Annotated in this window: 21 protein-coding genes; 20 read left to right on the forward strand and 1 reads right to left on the reverse strand. The window is 66.5% G+C overall.

Annotation, left to right across the window (positions count from 1 at the left end; genetic code table 11):
- Positions 1-220: 220 nt before the first annotated feature.
- From fliE to HAV22_RS26475, 17 genes are read left to right on the forward strand one after another with little or no spacing between them, the layout of a single operon-like run.
- Positions 221-568, forward strand: coding sequence for a flagellar hook-basal body complex protein FliE (gene fliE / locus HAV22_RS26395; RefSeq protein WP_166863490.1), 348 nt, complete (start codon positions 221-223; stop codon positions 566-568).
- Between the two features lie 17 nt (positions 569-585).
- On the forward strand, positions 586-2,319 hold the full coding sequence (gene fliF / locus HAV22_RS26400) for a flagellar basal-body MS-ring/collar protein FliF (protein ID WP_166863492.1): 1,734 nt from the start codon (positions 586-588) through the stop codon (positions 2,317-2,319).
- The gene (locus tag HAV22_RS26405) at positions 2,300-3,322 is read left to right on the forward strand and encodes a flagellar motor switch protein FliG (protein WP_166863494.1); all 1,023 of its coding nucleotides are present in this window, start codon (positions 2,300-2,302) and stop codon (positions 3,320-3,322) included. The genes fliF and HAV22_RS26405 overlap by 20 nt, the downstream gene beginning before the upstream one ends.
- Positions 3,319-4,011 (forward strand): flagellar assembly protein FliH, encoded by a 693-nt coding sequence (fliH, locus tag HAV22_RS26410; protein WP_166863496.1) that lies wholly within the window; start codon positions 3,319-3,321, stop codon positions 4,009-4,011. The genes HAV22_RS26405 and fliH overlap by 4 nt, the downstream gene beginning before the upstream one ends.
- Complete coding sequence (gene fliI, locus HAV22_RS26415) at positions 4,008-5,324, forward strand: flagellar protein export ATPase FliI (RefSeq protein WP_166863498.1); 1,317 nt, start codon at positions 4,008-4,010, stop codon at positions 5,322-5,324. Before fliH ends, fliI begins: the two co-directional genes overlap by 4 nt.
- Positions 5,321-5,773, forward strand: a complete 453-nt coding sequence (gene fliJ, locus HAV22_RS26420; RefSeq protein WP_166863500.1) for a flagellar export protein FliJ — start codon at positions 5,321-5,323, stop codon at positions 5,771-5,773. Before fliI ends, fliJ begins: the two co-directional genes overlap by 4 nt.
- Before the next feature lie 31 nt (positions 5,774-5,804).
- Positions 5,805-7,208: a flagellar filament capping protein FliD gene (gene fliD / locus HAV22_RS26425; RefSeq protein WP_166863502.1), complete on the forward strand. Its 1,404-nt coding sequence runs from the start codon at positions 5,805-5,807 to the stop codon at positions 7,206-7,208.
- 10 nt (positions 7,209-7,218) lie between these two features.
- Positions 7,219-7,605 carry a flagellar export chaperone FliS gene (gene fliS / locus HAV22_RS26430; protein ID WP_166863505.1) on the forward strand — a complete coding sequence of 129 codons (387 nt, stop codon included), beginning with the start codon at positions 7,219-7,221 and terminating at the stop codon, positions 7,603-7,605.
- Complete coding sequence (locus HAV22_RS26435; RefSeq protein WP_229421435.1) at positions 7,598-7,927, forward strand: hypothetical protein; 330 nt, start codon at positions 7,598-7,600, stop codon at positions 7,925-7,927. The genes fliS and HAV22_RS26435 overlap by 8 nt, the downstream gene beginning before the upstream one ends.
- Positions 7,928-7,929: 2 nt before the next feature.
- Positions 7,930-9,126: a flagellar hook-length control protein FliK gene (locus HAV22_RS26440; RefSeq protein ID WP_166863506.1), complete on the forward strand. Its 1,197-nt coding sequence runs from the start codon at positions 7,930-7,932 to the stop codon at positions 9,124-9,126.
- A gap of 52 nt (positions 9,127-9,178) precedes the next feature.
- A complete protein-coding gene (locus HAV22_RS26445) occupies positions 9,179-9,640 on the forward strand; it encodes a flagellar basal body-associated FliL family protein (RefSeq protein WP_166863508.1) in 462 nt (153 codons plus the stop codon).
- A gap of 23 nt (positions 9,641-9,663) precedes the next feature.
- Positions 9,664-10,395 (forward strand): RNA polymerase sigma factor FliA, encoded by a 732-nt coding sequence (fliA, locus tag HAV22_RS26450; RefSeq protein WP_166863510.1) that lies wholly within the window; start codon positions 9,664-9,666, stop codon positions 10,393-10,395.
- Positions 10,396-10,419: 24 nt separating this feature from the next.
- Complete coding sequence (motA, locus tag HAV22_RS26455) at positions 10,420-11,310, forward strand: flagellar motor stator protein MotA (protein WP_166863654.1); 891 nt, start codon at positions 10,420-10,422, stop codon at positions 11,308-11,310.
- 18 nt (positions 11,311-11,328) lie between these two features.
- Positions 11,329-12,297, forward strand: a complete 969-nt coding sequence (locus HAV22_RS31870) for a flagellar motor protein MotB (RefSeq protein ID WP_166863512.1) — start codon at positions 11,329-11,331, stop codon at positions 12,295-12,297.
- A gap of 29 nt (positions 12,298-12,326) precedes the next feature.
- Positions 12,327-12,605: a flagellar biosynthesis anti-sigma factor FlgM gene (gene flgM, locus HAV22_RS26465; RefSeq protein WP_166863514.1), complete on the forward strand. Its 279-nt coding sequence runs from the start codon at positions 12,327-12,329 to the stop codon at positions 12,603-12,605.
- Between the two features lie 3 nt (positions 12,606-12,608).
- Positions 12,609-13,037 carry a flagellar export chaperone FlgN gene (gene flgN, locus HAV22_RS26470; RefSeq protein WP_166863516.1) on the forward strand — a complete coding sequence of 143 codons (429 nt, stop codon included), beginning with the start codon at positions 12,609-12,611 and terminating at the stop codon, positions 13,035-13,037.
- Positions 13,024-13,746, forward strand: coding sequence for a glycoside hydrolase family 73 protein (locus tag HAV22_RS26475; RefSeq protein ID WP_166863518.1), 723 nt, complete (start codon positions 13,024-13,026; stop codon positions 13,744-13,746). Before flgN ends, HAV22_RS26475 begins: the two co-directional genes overlap by 14 nt.
- On the opposite strand, the gene flgA is transcribed toward HAV22_RS26475, so the two are convergent.
- Positions 13,736-14,449 carry a flagellar basal body P-ring formation chaperone FlgA gene (flgA, locus tag HAV22_RS26480; protein WP_166863520.1) on the reverse strand — a complete coding sequence of 238 codons (714 nt, stop codon included), beginning with the start codon at positions 14,447-14,449 and terminating at the stop codon, positions 13,736-13,738. The two genes, HAV22_RS26475 and flgA, sit on opposite strands and share 11 nt — an antisense overlap.
- A 73-nt stretch (positions 14,450-14,522) precedes the next feature.
- Here flgA and flgB point away from each other — a divergent pair, with 73 nt between their 5' ends.
- Genes flgB through HAV22_RS26495 form a run of 3 tightly spaced genes read left to right on the forward strand, consistent with a single transcriptional unit; the run spans position 14,523 to position 15,965 of the window.
- Positions 14,523-14,882, forward strand: a complete 360-nt coding sequence (gene flgB / locus HAV22_RS26485; protein ID WP_166863522.1) for a flagellar basal body rod protein FlgB — start codon at positions 14,523-14,525, stop codon at positions 14,880-14,882.
- 10 nt (positions 14,883-14,892) lie between these two features.
- Positions 14,893-15,297 carry a flagellar basal body rod protein FlgC gene (gene flgC, locus HAV22_RS26490; protein ID WP_166863524.1) on the forward strand — a complete coding sequence of 135 codons (405 nt, stop codon included), beginning with the start codon at positions 14,893-14,895 and terminating at the stop codon, positions 15,295-15,297.
- A gap of 2 nt (positions 15,298-15,299) precedes the next feature.
- Entirely contained in the window at positions 15,300-15,965 is a 666-nt protein-coding gene (locus HAV22_RS26495) for a flagellar hook capping FlgD N-terminal domain-containing protein (RefSeq protein ID WP_166863526.1), read from the forward strand.
- Positions 15,966-16,009 lie beyond the last annotated feature (44 nt).

The raw sequence follows: 16,009 nt of genomic DNA on the forward strand, positions 1-16,009 counted from the left end.
TACTGCGCTGGGGAAAACAAAAACTCACTCTGGGTATTCGATGAGACCGATGCTATTGTCCTCGGTTCCGCGCCAGAAACCAAGCCACAGTATGCCGCTGAACATTTAACAATTTTCTAAATGACAACATCTGTTTCATTAAATGTAACAGCCGAAGCGGATAGCAACATTTACGAAAAGCTACAACCCACAACCTTACAGCATGGGAGTGATGAACACGATGGGAACTGAACTTGCCGGCCTGATCAGGGCCGACCTGGCAGCCCTTAACAACGACGCCAGCCGACTTGCCGTCGTGGCGCCGTCAGTGGACGCCGGCCATCCGACTCTGGGCGATGGCAGCGGCAACTTCTCCTTCGCGCAGAGCATGAAGAATGCCCTGGCCAGCGTGGACCAGGACCAGCAGGTGGCCAACCAGAAAATGGAAGCCGTGGACAGCGGCAAGAGCGACGACCTGGTCGGCGCCATGCTGTCGTCGCAGCAGGCCAACCTGTCCTTTTCGATGCTCATGCAAGTTCGTAACAAAGTCATGGGCGCCGTCGACGAGCTGCTCAAGCTGCCCGTCTGACAGGAAGACAACCGACCGTGATCGCTACTCTCAAGTCCGCCTTCGGCGGCAAGCGCCTGGCCCTGCCGCCCGCGCTGTCCAAGAACCTGACCCCGATGCTGGTGCTGGCCATCGGCATCACCGCGGCCGTCATGCTGTACACGTGGAACGACCAGGCCGGCTACAAGCCCGTGTTCGGTGCCCACGAGAAGGTCGCCGCCAGCGACATGATGAGCGTGCTCGACGCCGAGCACGTGCCCTACCGCATCCATCCGGATTCCGGCCAGGTGATGGTCCCGACGGGCCAGCTGGGCAAGGTGCGCATGCTGCTGGCCGCCAAGGGCGTGACCGCGCAGCTGCCGGCCGGCCTGGAGCTGATGGACAAGAACGACCCGCTGGGCGTGTCGCAGTTCGTGCAGGACGTGCGTTTCCGCCGCGGCCTGGAAGGCGAGCTGGCGCAGTCGATCCTCACGCTGGACGCCATCGCGTCGGCACGCGTGCACCTGGCCATCGCCAAGTCGTCGTCGTTCGTCGCGAGCGACGGCGACAAATCGTCGGCATCCGTCGTGGTCGCCGTGAAGCCGGGCCACAACCTGTCGAACGAACAGATCGCCGCGATCGTGAACATGGTCGCCGGCAGCGTCGCGGGCCTGGCGCCGGCGCGCGTGTCGCTCGTCGACCAGAGCGGCAACTACCTGTCGTCGCGCGTCGACCTGACCGAAGGCTTCGACGGCGCCGCCCAGGGCGATGCCGCCGCCAAGCGCTACCAGGATGAAGTGCGCGCCAACGTGGCCGGCCTGCTCGGTCCGGTGCTGGGCGCCGACAACTTCAAGGTCAGCGTGACGGCCGACGTCGACAACGACAAGATCGAGGAAACGCAGGAGAAGTACGGCGCGGATCCGAAGGTCACCAGCGAAGCGATGCGCGAGGAAATGGAAAAGAGCCGCATGGCGCTGGGCGTGCCGGGCACGCTGTCGAACCGTCCGCCGGTCGCGAGCAATCCACCGGCCGATCCGAATGCCGCCAACGCCGCGGGCGACGCGAACGCCAAGGCCGACGACGGCAGCGCGCGCAAGAACGCGACGACCCGCCAGTACGCTTACGACCGCGCGATCACGCAGATCAAGCGCTCGCGCGGCCGCCTGAAGAAGCTGTCGGTGGCGGTGGTGCTGAACAACGCCAAGGCCGCGACGCCGAAGACGGGCTGGAGCCCGGCCGAGATCGCGAACATCGACAAGATCCTGCGCGGCGGCCTGGGCATCGACACGAACCGCGGCGACGTGCTGACGGTGTCGTCGCTGAGCTTCCCGGCACCGGCACCAAGCGAGCCGTGGTACCAGGAGCGCGACAACATCGTCGACATGGCCGGCTACGCGATGTACGCGATCGGCGCCCTGCTCGGCTGGCTGCTCGTGCTGCGTCCGCTGATGCGCATGCTGAACCAGCGCGTGGCACCGAAGGCAGCGGCGGCCCCGAACCTGGCGACCGTCCAGGCCGGCGCAGCCAACGCCCTCGCGGCTGGCCACAACGCAGGCGCCCTGCCGGCCCCGGCCGCGAACGCCGCGCTGGGTGCGGCGGCAGCACAGCCGGCGACGGCCAGCGGCACGCTGCCGGTCCAGGCGCTGCTCGAGGAATACGATTTGCCCCCGGCCGGTTCGGCCGTGGATGTGATGGTCGACCATTTGAAGGTCCTGGCAGGTAAAGAGCCGGAGCGGGTCGCGGAAGTGGTCAAACAATGGGTGCAAAAGAAAAATGGCGGATCTGAACAATAACGACGTGCAGGAAGCAGTGCTGAGCCCGGTCGAACAGGCCGCGATCGTGTTGCTGTCCATCGGTGAAGAGCCGGCCGCGGCCGTGCTGCGCTGCCTCGAGCGCGAGGAATTGATCGAGCTGACCCAGGTGATGAGCCGGATGAGCGGCATCAAGGTCGATGCCGTCAAGAACTCGATCCAGAAGTTCTTCGACGACTATCGCCAGCAGAGCGGCCTGCACGGCGCCTCGCGCAGCTACCTGAAGCGCTCGCTGGACCTGGCGCTGGGCAGCGAAATCGCGAACTCCGTGCTCAACACGATCTACGGCGACGCCATCCGCCCGATGATGGCGCGCCTGCAGTACGCGTCGCCGAAGTGGCTCGCGGACTACATCGCTGCCGAGCACGTGCAGATGCAGGCCGTGTTCCTCGCCTTCCTGCCGCCCGCGCTGGCCGGCCAGATCATCGACGCGCTGCCGGAAGACGGCCGCGAACTGGTGCTGCTGAACCTGGCGCGCCTGGAAGAGATCGACCGCGACCTGCTGTCCGAGCTGGAAGAGCTGGTGCAGCGCTGCCTGTCCGCGCTCGACACCCAGAGCGCCACCGTGGAAGGCGTGCGCCAGGCGGCCGACATCCTGAACCGCCTGCCGAACAACCGCGCCACGATGGTCGAGCTGCTGCGCGCGCACGATCCGGACGTCGTGTCCAAGATCGAGATGTCGATGTACGACTTCTTCATCCTGTCGACGCAGACCGAACAGACGATCACGCGCCTGCTCGACGAGATCCCGCTGGAGCAGTGGGCGATCGCGCTCAAGGGTGCGGAACCCGCGCTGCGCGACGCGGTGCTGGGCGCAATGCCGAAGCGCCAGGCACAGAGCTTCGACGACCTCATGAAGCGTTCCGGCCCCGTGCCGATGTCGCGCATCGTGCAGACCCGCCAGGAGATCATGGCGCAGGTCAAGGAGCTCGTCGACAACGGTGAGATCGAAGTCCAGCTGTTTGCCGAGGCGACCGCGGAATGAAGCAGTTCCGGCCTTATCACTTCCCGCCGCTGGCGCAGTTCATCGCCGCCGGCGCGGCCAAGGGCGCACAATCGTCGTCCTCCGCCACGCCGACCGAAGACTGGCAGAGCGCGGTGGCCGACGGCTATCGCCAGGGCCAGCGCGAAGGCTATGAAGTCGGCCTGGACGAAGGACGCGCCGACGGCTACGACGCGGGCCACGCGGAAGGCGTGGAGCGCAGTATCGCCGAAGGCCGCCAGCAGGCGCTGGCCGAGCTGGAACAGATGGCCAAGCCGGTCGACGCGATGCTGCGCAGCCTGAAGAAGATGAAGACCGAATTCCGCAACGCCCAGCGCAAGGAAGTCGTGGACCTGGTCGGCAAGATTGCCCGCCAGGTGATCCGCGCCGAGCTGGCGCTGCAGCCCGTGCAGATGCTGAACCTCGTCGACGAGGCGCTGGCCGCCATGCCGCCCACGCGCGACGACGTGGAAGTGTTCATGAATCCGGAAGAACTCAAGCGCATCCAGGAACTGGATCCGAAGCGCGCCAAGAAATGGAACCTGATGTCCGATCCCGCCCTGGAACTCGGCGAGTGCCGCGTGCGCGCGGGCGACCATGAAGTGGACGCCGGCTGCCAGGGCCGCCTGACCGCCTGCATGGCGCAGGTGCGCGACAGCCTGGACGCATCCGCCAAGGAGGACGCCGAATGAGCGCCCTGGCCGCCACCCTGCGCAGCCTCGAGATCAAGGCGCCGCCCGTCGCGACGCCGACCGGCCGCCTCGTGGCCGTGCAAGGCCTGCTGCTCGAAAGCGTGGGCTGCCGCCTGCACACGGGCCAGCGCTGCCGCGTCGAGACCGTCGACGGCAACTGGCTCGATGCGCAGGTCGTGGGCTTCCGCGACAAGGTGACGTACCTGATGCCGTTCAAGCAGGCCGACGGCCTCGTGACGGGCGCGCGCGTGCTGCCGGCCACCGGTCCGTCCAGCATCCAGATCGGCCCGTCGTGGATGGGCCGCATGGTGAATGGCCTCGGCGAGCCGATCGACGGCCGCGGCAAGCTCGGTGGCGAAGAAACGCTGTCGACCACGCCGCCGAAGGTCAACCCGCTCAAGAAGGCGCCGGTGGAAGAGCCGCTGGACGTCGGCGTGCGCGCGATCAACTCGATGCTCACCTTGGGCAAGGGCCAGCGCGTGGGTCTGATGGCCGGCTCCGGCGTCGGCAAATCAGTGCTGCTCGGCCTGATCACGCGCCAGACCGTGGCCGACGTGATCGTCGTGGGCCTGATCGGCGAACGTAACCGCGAGGTGCGCGAATTCATCGAGAAATCGCTGGGGCCGGAAGGCCTGAAACGCGCCGTCGTCGTCGTGGCGCCGGCCGACGAGAGCCCGCTGATGCGCGTGATGGCGACGGAATTGTGCCACTCGATCGCGGCCCACTTCCGCGACCGCGGCCAGAACGTGCTGCTGCTGTGCGATTCGCTGACGCGCTACGCGATGGCGCTGCGCGAAGTGGCGCTGTCGCTGGGCGAACCGCCGGCCACGCGCGGCTATCCGCCGTCCGTGTTCTCGAACCTGCCGCAGCTGGTGGAATCGGCCGGCAATGGCGAAAACGAGAACGGCAGCATGAGCGCGATCTACACGGTGCTGGCGGAAGGCGACGACCAGCAGGATCCCGTCGTCGACAGCGCCCGCGCGATCCTGGACGGCCACATCGTGCTGTCGCGCGAGCTGGCGGAACGCGGCCACTACCCGGCGATCGACGTGGCGCAATCCATCAGCCGATGCATGGCGCAGGTGGTGTCGCCGGAACACGCGCTGGCCGCGCGCAAATTGAAGGCGGCGCTGGCCAAGCATGCGCGCGTGCGCGACCTGATCCCGCTCGGCGCGTACCAGCCGGGCGCCGATCCGGAGACCGACCGCGCCGTCAAGCTGCACCCGCATATCGAAGCATTCCTGTGCCAGGGCACGCGCGAAGACGCACCGTTCGAGGGTTGTATCGACCAACTGAAAGCGATGATGGCATGAGCAAGCGCGAGACGATCACCAGCCTGGACACCCTCGTGCGCGTGCGCAGCACCGAGGTCGAGCGCCTGCAGACGGCGCTGGCCCGCAAGGAAGCGACGCGCGCACGCTACCAGACGAGCGTGGAGCGCCTGACCGCGCTGGCCGAAGGCAGCGGCCCGTCGGGCCAGCCGGCCGGCACGCGGCCGCTGTCGCCGGCGCTCGCGCTGAACTGCGGGAATTACAAGCAGGCCGTGTTCGCGCTGGCGGACACCCACCGCACCGATCTGCAACTGCATGAAGCCGACATGGCCATCGCGCAGCAGAACCTGGCCCAGGCCTGGACGCGGCGCGAGCTGCTGGGCAAGGTGCTGGAGCAGCACGAGACCGCATACGCGCGCACGCAGGAACGCACGCAGCGCAAACGCGAAGACGAAACCGCCACGCAATCCTGGCTGGCCCGCCAGGCTTGATCAGGCCACTCACCACTCTGAAGAAGCCAACATGTCGACCATTACCGCACCGGCCTACGATCCGACCACCACGGCGGCCGCGATGGCACAAAAGTCCGTCGCAGAACCCCAGCAGATGATCAACAACCAGACCGCCCTGGCAAACGCCACCGCGGGCGGGCTGTCGACGCTGAGCTCGGCGATCTCCGCCTTCCAGACGAGCCTGAGTTCGTTGACCGGCCTCGGCAGCTCCATGCTGGCGCAGAGCGCCACCTTCTCCGACACGTCGGTCGGCAGCGCCACCGCAAAGCCACTGGCCGCCGCCGGCACCTACAGCCTGTTCGTGCAACAGCTGGCGACGGCGAGCCAGGTGTCGTACAACAACCTGTCCAACGGCAGGACGGCGGGCGGCACCCTGAAAGTGGTGCTGTCGAACGAAACGACGGCGACCACGACCGCCTCGTTCAACGTCGACCTGTCGGCCGCCTCCGCGGATACCGATGGCGACGGGGTACTGAGCATCAACGAAGTGGCCGCCGCGATCAACCGCTCTTCCGGCAACACGGGGCTCGTCTCGGCCGGTGTCGTCACGATCGGCACCGACACCCGCCTCGTGCTGACCTCGAAGAATACGGGCGCAGCCAACACCGTGTCGCTCGATCCGTCGCTCGTGACCGACGCCACGCTGAAGACCGGCCTCGGCTCGCGCTCCATCGTCAATGCGGCCCAGGACGCCATCGTCCTGTTTGGCGGCAAGGCCGGCACGCCGATGCAGCAGTCGTCGAACACCTTCACGAACATCAGCGGCGTATCGGCGACGTTCACCCGCGCACAAAGCGCGACGGAAAACCCGATCACGCTGACGGTCAACAGCGACAGCGCCGGCACGACCAAGAACGTGCAGGCGTTCGTCGACGCGTACAACAAGCTCAAGACGACGATCGATTCGCTCGTCGATCCTGGCAGCCCGAGCAGCAACAAGGCCGCGGGCATCTTTGCCGACGATTCCGGCATCAAGGCTCTGCAAGCCCGCCTGGTCGACCTGGTGCGCCCGAACGGCACCCTGTCGCTGGCCGCCTACGGCATCACGGCCAACCGCGACGGCACGCTGGCGCTCGACTCGACCCGCCTGACCAAGCAGCTGGCCAGCAATCCGAACGGCCTTGACCAGTTGATCGGCTCGAGCAGCATCAGCAGCCCGACCGGCATCGCCGGCAACCTGAACACCTACCTGAACCTATGGAGCAACAGCACCACGGGCCAGATCCAGCAGCGTACCGATGCCAACACGAAGCTGCAGTCGGACCTGGGCAAGCGCCAGACCGACCTGAGCGCGCAATACGATTCCGCTTATAAGCGTTACCTGAAGCAATTTACTGACCTGCAAGCCCTGCAATCGGCAATGAACAGCAACCTGTCCATGTTCGACGCAATGTTCGGCAACAATAAGTCCTGAGAGAACAGCCATGTCTTACGAAGCCTACAGCAGCTACCACGCCACGAGTCTCGACGCGCAGACGTCGCGCGCCTCGCCGGTCGAACTGGTGCTGGTCCTGACCGACGGCCTGATCGACGAGCTGGCGCGCGCGCGCGCACACATCGTCGCCAAGCGCTACGAGCAGCGCGCCAACAGCATCAACAAGTGCGTCGACATCATCAACGGCCTGTCGAGCTCCCTCGACTTCGAGAGCGGCGGCCAGGTCGTGGCGAACCTCGCCAATCTGTACGACTTCTGCGTCACGCACCTGCACGGCGCCGGCATCAAGCAGGATCCGGCGATGGTCGACGAAGTCATGAAGATCATGACCACGATTCGCCAGGGCTGGGACGGCGTACGGTCGCGTAATGGCTGATCCACTCGACCGCCGGGCCAAGCTCGCGCAGCTCGGCGACGCCATGCAGGCCGCCGCCGCGCGCGCCGACTGGAACCGGGTGGAGACCCAAGTCCGCGCCCTGATCCCGGCGCTGCACGCGCTGGCCCAGCAGGGACCCTGGACTGCCGCGGAACGCACGGCGCTGGAGCGGGTTCGTACCCAGCACGTGGCAGCTGCAACGGCAGCGGCTGTGGCGACATGCGCGCTCGAATCGCGTCTGGAACACATGCGCGCCAACAAAGAGGGCTGGGTCGCCTATGCGATGTACAGCGAAACCGAACTCGACCCAATCCAGGAATGACGATGATGCTCAACACCGTATCCCCTTCGACCCCGGCCCAGCCTGCCCAGCAGGCCAGCGCCCCGGCCGCCGCCAACGACGCGGCGCCGGCACCGGCCGCGGCATCGGCACCGTCCGACAACGCAGGTGCCGCCCAGGTGCCGGCACAGCCGTTCGCGCGCTGGCTCGGCCAGCAGTTCGACGTCACCGTGCCGGTCGCGCAGGCCGCCGTGCCGGCCGCGCCCGAAGCGGATGACGGCAGCACGCCGGCGCCGAGCGCCGCGCCGGTGGCCACCGACGACAAGAGCACCGATGCCGGCAAGCCCGCCGCCGCCGTGCCCGACAGCGCTCTGCTGGCCGCGATGGCAATGCCGCTGATGCCGCTGTCGCCGCAACAGATCACGCAGGCCGTACAGGCTGCACAGGGCGGCACCCGCGCCACGACCGGCGACGCCGTCAAGGCCGACGCGCCGGCCCCGGCGCCGGCTGTCTCCGGCCAGGACGGCCGCCGCGCGCCCACTGCCCTGCCGCAGGCCTTCCTCGCGCAGGCGCTGCCGACGGCGCCCGCCGGCGCGACGGTCGCACCGGTGGCGGACACCCGTGCTGCCGTGGCCGCGGTCGCGCAGGCCAATGTCACCACCGGCAACGCCACCGGCGGCCAGGATGCGAATGCGGATGGCGCGGCCGCCCAGGGCGCGCCAGGCGTCCCGGCCGGCACGAACGTCGCCGCGGCCGTGCCTGGCGCCGTGGCGGTGCAGCCGGCCCAGCCCGCCGCCGATACCGTCAAGTTGGCCGGTCCGCCGACCGCATGGCGCCAGAGCCTGCAGGAAACGCTGGGCGACCGCCTGAACGTGCACGTCGCAAACAACGTGCAGCAGGCCACGATCAGCATCGAGCCGCCGCAACTGGGCCGCATCGACATTGCGATCCGCCACAGCGCCGGTACGCTGGAAGTGAACATCTCCGCCTCGAATGGCGACGTGCTGCGCCAGTTGCAGACCGTCAGCGACAACCTGCGCAACGATCTGTCGCAGCGGCAGTACACGGAAGTGGCCGTGACGGTCACCCCGACACCGAAGAACAACGCGGCGCCGTTCGGCGACCCGCAGCAGCAGGGCCGCGGCCGCCAGCAAGGCCGCGATCAGGACAACGAGCCTGGCCGCGGTTTGGCCGAGGCCGGCAACCCCGCGTCCGTGTTCAACCTCGGCCGCGACTCGTAAGCAACGGATGCATCGATAGCGCCTATAAGGTGCGAGTACCAACATGAGCAAAATGAAAATGATTATCGCCATCGCCGGCGCCGTGATCGTGAGTGCGGCCGGCGCGGGTGGTGCGGTCTGGTGGTTCATGCCCAAGCCCGCGGCGGCAGCCGGTGCGGCCAAGAAGGTCGAACCGGACAAGCCGAAGGACGGCAAGCCGCTCAAGTACGTGACCTTGGACAAGGTCATCGTGATGCTCCGTCGCGGTCCGGACGACAGCGACGCGCACTACCTGTCCACGGACCTCGTGCTGTCGACGGAAGCGTCGAAGGAAAAGGAAACGAAGGAAAACCTGCCGCTGCTGCGCAGCCTGGCGGTGCGCACCCTCTCGGCCTACACGATGAAGGAAGCGTCCGGCATGACGGTCGAGCAGTACGCGGAGCAGCTGAACAAATCCTTCGACGCCAATTATGAGCACGAGCACACGGAAAAACCGTTCGTGCAAGTCATGATCGGCAAGCTGATCATCGAATAACCACCGGGGACAACGTGGGTTACATGACCGACTACGCCGACAGCTACGCCAGCAGCGAATATGCCGATGCCGCGATCCACGCGGCCATGAGCGCCGCCGAAGAGCAGAAACACCTCGTCGCCTATGCGCCGCTGGTCAAGCGCATCGCGCGCCAGCTCAACTCGCAGGTATCGGGTGCGCTGGGCCGCGAGGACATGGAGCAGATCGGGCTGATGGGCCTGCTCGAAGCGCTGCGCCGCTACGGCACGCCGGACACCGGCTTCGGCAGCTACGCGTCGCTGCGCGTGCGGGGCGCGATCCTCGACGAGCTGCGTCGCCAGGACTGGCGTCCGCGCGCCGTGCGCCAGGACAGCCACAGGATGCGCGACGCCGTGCGCGCCCTCACCCGCAAGCTCGGCCACGAGCCGAACGACAAGGAAGCGGCCGACGCGCTGGGCATCAGCCAGGAAGAGTGGCGCCAGTTCCTGCTGGACGACTGCGCGGAAGAGCTGCTCAGCTTCGACGACATCCTGCAGGAAGCGACGGAGCGCGCGCACAGCTCGCCGGGACCGGAAGACCAGTTCCTCGTGCGCCGCAGCCTCGAACAAGCGCTGTCCGCGCTGAACGAACGGGAGCAGCGCGTGATCCAGATGATTTACGAATTCGAGCTCAGCTACAAGGAAATCGCTGCCGTGCTCGACCTGTCCGATGCCCGCGTGTGCCAGCTCAACAAGAGTGCGCTGGCCAAGATGAAAGCGGCACTGGCCCAGGCCTGACCGATTACAAGAAAGGTAACAATAATCATGCAAATCCTTGGCATTCTGATCGTGCTCGGCGCCGTGTTCGGCGGCTTCACGATGATGGGTGGCACGGCCGGCGCCATCTGGCAGCCGACCGAGCTGATCGTCATCTGCGGCGCCGCCACCGGCGCGCTCGTGCTGGGCAACCCCAAGCACGTGCTGGCCGAGCTCTTTTCCCAGTTCAAGCGCGTCGCGAGCAAGCACAAGCACGACTCCGAATTCCAGCGCCAGCTGCTCCTCCTGATGTACGAACTGCTGCAGACGGCGGCCGGCGGCCTGAAGGCGCTCGACGCCCACGTCGAGGCGCCGAAGGACAGCCCGATGTTCCAGCGCTATCCGCTGATCCTGGAAGAGCCGAAACTGCTGGCGTTCATCGTCGATAACTTCCGCCTGATGGCAATGGGCAAGATCAACGCGCACGAGCTGGAAGGCGTGCTCGAGCAGGAACTCGACGCCATCCACGAAGAGCTGACCCAGCCTTCGAAATCGCTGCACAAGATCGCGGAAGCGATGCCGGGCTTCGGCATCCTGGCCGCCGTGCTGGGCATCGTGATGACGATGAACTCCGTCGGCGAAGGCGCCGACACGGCCGAAATCGCGGAACGCGTGGGTGCCGCGATGGTCGGTACGTTCATCGGTATCTTCATGTGCTACGGCGTGCTCGATCCGATCTCCGGCATGATGAAACAGCTCGTCAATTCCGAGGCATCGACGATGGAAACGGTGAAGGTCGTGCTGTGCACCCACGTGGCCGGCAAACCGCCGCTGCTGGCGATCGACGCGGGCCGCCGCCTGATCCAGCTGAACACCAAGCCCAGTTTCGCCCAGCTCGAAACGTGGATCAACGCGATGGCCGATGGCGAGGAACCGAGCGCCAGGCGCAAGGCTTGACCGGACCTGGAGCAATAAGTGCAAGCAACCAAAAAAGGCGCCGAGAAGCACCACGAAGCGACCATCGTCAAGCGGGGCGGCGGCAAGCATCACGACGACGAGCACGGCGGCGCGTGGAAAGTGGCGTTCGCCGACTTCTGCATGGCGCTGATGGCGCTGTTCCTCGTGCTGTGGCTGATCGCGGCGCGCGACGCCCAGCAGGCCAAGGCCGTCGTGCGCGACAACACGGCCGCCGGCCTGATGGAAGGCTCGGGCGGCATGCCGGAAGTCAAGAACAGTCCGGCCGGTAGCCTGATCGAACGCTTCCAGCTTCCGCATAGCAACGGTGGCAGCCAGGGCCCGGCCACGGGTAACAAATCGAATACGCCCGAGATGCGCACGCGCTACGAATCGCCGTCCGAACTCGCGGCGCTGGCGCACCAGCTGGAGCAGATGAGCGCCGATGCCGGCCTCGCATCGAATCTTGCCGCAGTGATCACACCGGACGGCCTGCGCGTGATGTTGCACGACACGGATCGCCAAGGCATGTTCGTGCGCGGCAGCCCGCTGCCCACGGAACGCTTCGCAAAACTGTTGCGCGCGATGGCACCTTTGTTCGAAAAAATGGAAAATCAGATGTTGATCGTAGGCCACACGGATTCCTTGCAGTACACTAAGGCCGGACCGACCGGCTATTCCAACTGGAGCCTGTCGGTCAACCGCGCGCTGGCTGCGCGGTCCGAACTGCTCATCGGCGGCATGCGCAGCGAAAGCATCCTGCAACTGGTCGGCATGGCCGACCGCGCCCCGATCGACGCGGCCCATCCGGACGCTTCGGCCAACCGTCGTATCGAATTGTTGATCCTGACCGGCAAGCAAGCCGCTGCCATCAAGACCATGTTCGGGACGCCGGCGGCCACCGACTCCCTGACACAGGACGTGTCCACGTCCCGGACGGACGATGCGGCGCTGAAGGCGCTGCGCAGCCAGATGGTAAAGAAACCATGACGATTCAATCGAAAACCCGAGGAACACGCATGAAGATCTCCAGCGGCTCCACGCCCTCCGTCTCGATCACGCCGCTCGCCGGCGGTGCCGCCGCACCGGCCGCGGCACCGGCCGGCGCCCCAGCGGGCACGGACGCGCTCGAATCCGCCGTGCTGCAACCGGCGCAGAAAGCCCTGGGTGCCCTGCCCGACTTCGACGCCGCCCGCGTGGCCGAGCTGCGCGATGCGCTGGCCAAGGGCGAGCTGCCGTTCGATGCGGGCCGTCTGGCCGGCCTGATCCAGCGCTTCCACGGCGGCGGCAAGGGCTGATCCATGGGACGCATCACCCGCGACCAGGCTGTTGCCCGGCTGCTGGACGGCGTCGAGGCCGACCTCGGCGCCTGCGGCACGATCCGCGACCTGCTGGAGCGCCAGTTCCAGGCCGCCATGCGTCACCACGGCAGCGAGCTGACCGTGCTGGCCGAACAGCTCACGCCCGAGCTGGACGCGATGGAACAGCGCCGCCGCCAACGCGTCCAGCTCGTCCGCGCGCTGCTGGGCCAGAACGCCACCATGGACGACCTGTTGGGCAGCCTGCCCGCGCCGCAGCGCACGCGCGGCCGGGCCGACTGGAGCCGCCTGGAAGAACTCGTGCGCGACTGCAAGCAGGCAACCGTCCGCAACGGCAGCCTGATGGCCGAACAATTTACGATCATGCAACGCCTGCTCCACGGCGAAGACGGTACCTATGCGCCACGCTGAATTCACGACATCGATCCCCGCCCTCCCCCCCACCGCAGCCACCGCGCCCACCGCGCCCCTCGGCAACGGCGGCGGGAAGTTCGGCGGCATCTTCAACGAGGTGCAGGGCGAAGTGGCCGACTTCATCCAGAACGGCGGCGGCGACTTCGCCACGAGCGCGCAGCTCAGCGCCGAAGGCCGCATGTGGGCCGCACGCAGCCAGGAAGCGACGGCCGCCGTCATGGGTGACGGCAGCGACACGTCGCCCGACCAGCAGGCTTTCCTGCAGAGCATCGCCCCGTGGGCCAAGGAAGCGGCCGACAAGCTTGGCGTGGCGCCCGAGCTCGTGTCCGCGCACGCGGCACTGGAATCCGGCTGGGGCCAGCGTCCGCTGCGCAATACCGACGGCAGTTCATCCCATAACCTGTTCGGCATCAAGGCCGGCGCCAGCTGGCATGGCGACGTCGCACAATCGGCCACGACCGAATACGTGGGCGGCGCAGCGATCAAGACGAGCGCGAAATTCCGCGCCTACCCGGACCAGGCGAGCGCCTTCCGCGACTATGCGCAGATGCTGATCGACAATCCGCGCTTCCACGCGGCACTCGGCGCAGGCAACAACGCCCAGGCGTTCGCCGCCGGCCTGGCCAAGGGCGGCTATGCCACCGACCCGGCGTACGCGGCCAAGCTCGCACGCCTGGCCGGCAAACTGCAGAACGTCAGCGGTTGAGCTCCATATCGATCGGCTCGACCGTGCCCGGCCCGGCGACGCGCATGCGCACCACCTGCCCGCTGCCGGCATTGCGCACGCGCACGACCGCGCCTTTCCCGCCCGCATCCAATGCCTCTCCGGCCATGCTGACTTCGATGCCTTCGCGTCGCGCGACCATCATGACGGCATCCCCCCGCTTCACCAAAACGGGGCTGCTGAGCTGGCCGCTACGCAAAATGTCTCCTGGGCGCAACATTCGACGAGACATTTGTCCGACCGCGTCGGCCGGATTACTGATCGGGTCGGCAATGTTCGAAATATCACGGCGCTCGATCGTGACTTGCGCGTCGGACAATGCCTCGTTGGCCGCGACAGGGGCTGCTGCAATTGCCACCATGGCACTCACGCGGGCGCGGACGACGTACTCGTACCGCCACCCGGGCGTGTCCGGACAGCGCGCTACGAAGCGCATCCGCTGGGGAGAACGGGTATCGAGCGCTTCGATGGCCACTTGCTGTCTGCACGGCGGCGCCGGACGCGGTGTCACGACGGCGATCTCGAATTGCGGTTCGGTCAAGCCCGACGCCGCCATCTGCCTTTCCAGTTCGGCACGGGCCGCTTGTTCAATTTGCACCGGAACGGACGGCGCTGCGGCTTGCGCGAACGCAGAAATAAATATCAGTGACGAAGCGGCAAGGGTTGCCTTACAGAAAGCAATCATTAGAGAATAGTGTCTGCGAAAAAAACTGATTCTAACCAATCACACCGAAGTTCAACCGACAGGAGTTCCTGACATGACGATTAATTTCAAAGACGCACTGGGTGTGCATGCCGACGCGCTGGAATTGCGCGCCGAGCGCACCAAGGTGTTGGCGGCGAATATCGCGAACGAGAGCACGCCCGGCTACACCGCCCGCGACGTCGATTTTGGCGCCATGCTCCAGGACCGCATCGACACGGAGAACGGCGAGCTCAGCCTCTCCGACGACCAGCCCCTGTACCGCGTACCGTTCCACCCGAGCGCCGACGGCAACACCGTCGAGATCGGCGTCGAACAGGCAGCGTTCGGCCAGAACTCTTCCGATTTCAATACGAGCCTGACCTTCATCAACATGCAGTTGCGCGGTCTGGCAAAAGCCATCAACGGTCAATAACAGGTCAACAATGGGCTTCAAGGACATTTCTCAGATCGCCGGTTCGGCGATGGCGGCGCAAACGGTGCGCCTGAACACGATCGCCAGCAACCTGGCCAACGCCGACGTCGCGGCCGGCTCCGAGACGGAAGCCTACCGCGCGCGCAAGCCGGTCTTCGCGGCCGTCATGGGCAACGAGGGCAGCGCGGGCGTGCGCGTGCTCGACGTGGTCGAGAGCGCGGAGCCGCTGCGCCGCGTGCACGAGCCGGACAATCCGAAGGCCGACGCCGACGGCATGGTCTATTACACGAACGTCAACGAAGTCTCCGAAATGGCCGACATGATGTCCGCCAGCCGTGCCTTCGAAACCAACGTCGAAGTCCTCGGACGCATCAAATCCATGCAGCAGTCGCTGCTCAAGCTGGGAGAATCCTGATCATGGTGACGACGAACTCCACCACCAACAGCCAGTTCGGCGGCACCGCGGCGGCGAACGCCGACAAGGTGTCGACGCAGGCGGCCACCAGCGCCAACAAGGACATGTTCACCAAGCTCCTCGTCGCGCAGATCCAGAACCAGGATCCGCTGTCGCCGCAGGATCCGACCGCGTACGTCAACCAGCTGTCGCAGCTGTCGCAGACGGAAGCGCTGCAGAACCTGTCGTCGACCAGCACGGCCAGCGCAACCGTGCTGCAAAGCCTGCAGACGCTCGCGATGGGCGGCCAGGTCGGCTCCGACGTCACGGTGGCGACGAACACCCTCAAGCTCGACGGCAGCAAGGTCTCCGGCACCGTGCAATTGAACGGCCTGTCGGCCGGCACGAGCCTGGTCCTGACCGGCACCGACGGCAAGCAGCATACGATCGACCTGGGCCCCGGTACGGGCGCGCAGCCGTTCACCATCGATCCGGACGCCCTTGGCCTCGCGCCCGGTTCGTACACGATCCAGGCCAAGCCATCGGACGGCAGCACGCCCACGGTCGAAGTCGCGGCACGCCTGAACAGCGTGCACGTGAACGGTACCAAGGTCGTGCTCCAGGTGGCCAACGTCGGCGAGGTCGACCCCTCGTCCGTCACGGGTTTCAACGGCAAGACCGGCTCCTGAAGCAGGACGCCCTCCCTCGACCGCAACGCATTTAAGGAATCGAC

The organism is Telluria antibiotica, from assembly GCF_011682055.1.
Classification (GTDB): domain Bacteria; phylum Pseudomonadota; class Gammaproteobacteria; order Burkholderiales; family Burkholderiaceae_D; genus Telluria; species Telluria antibiotica.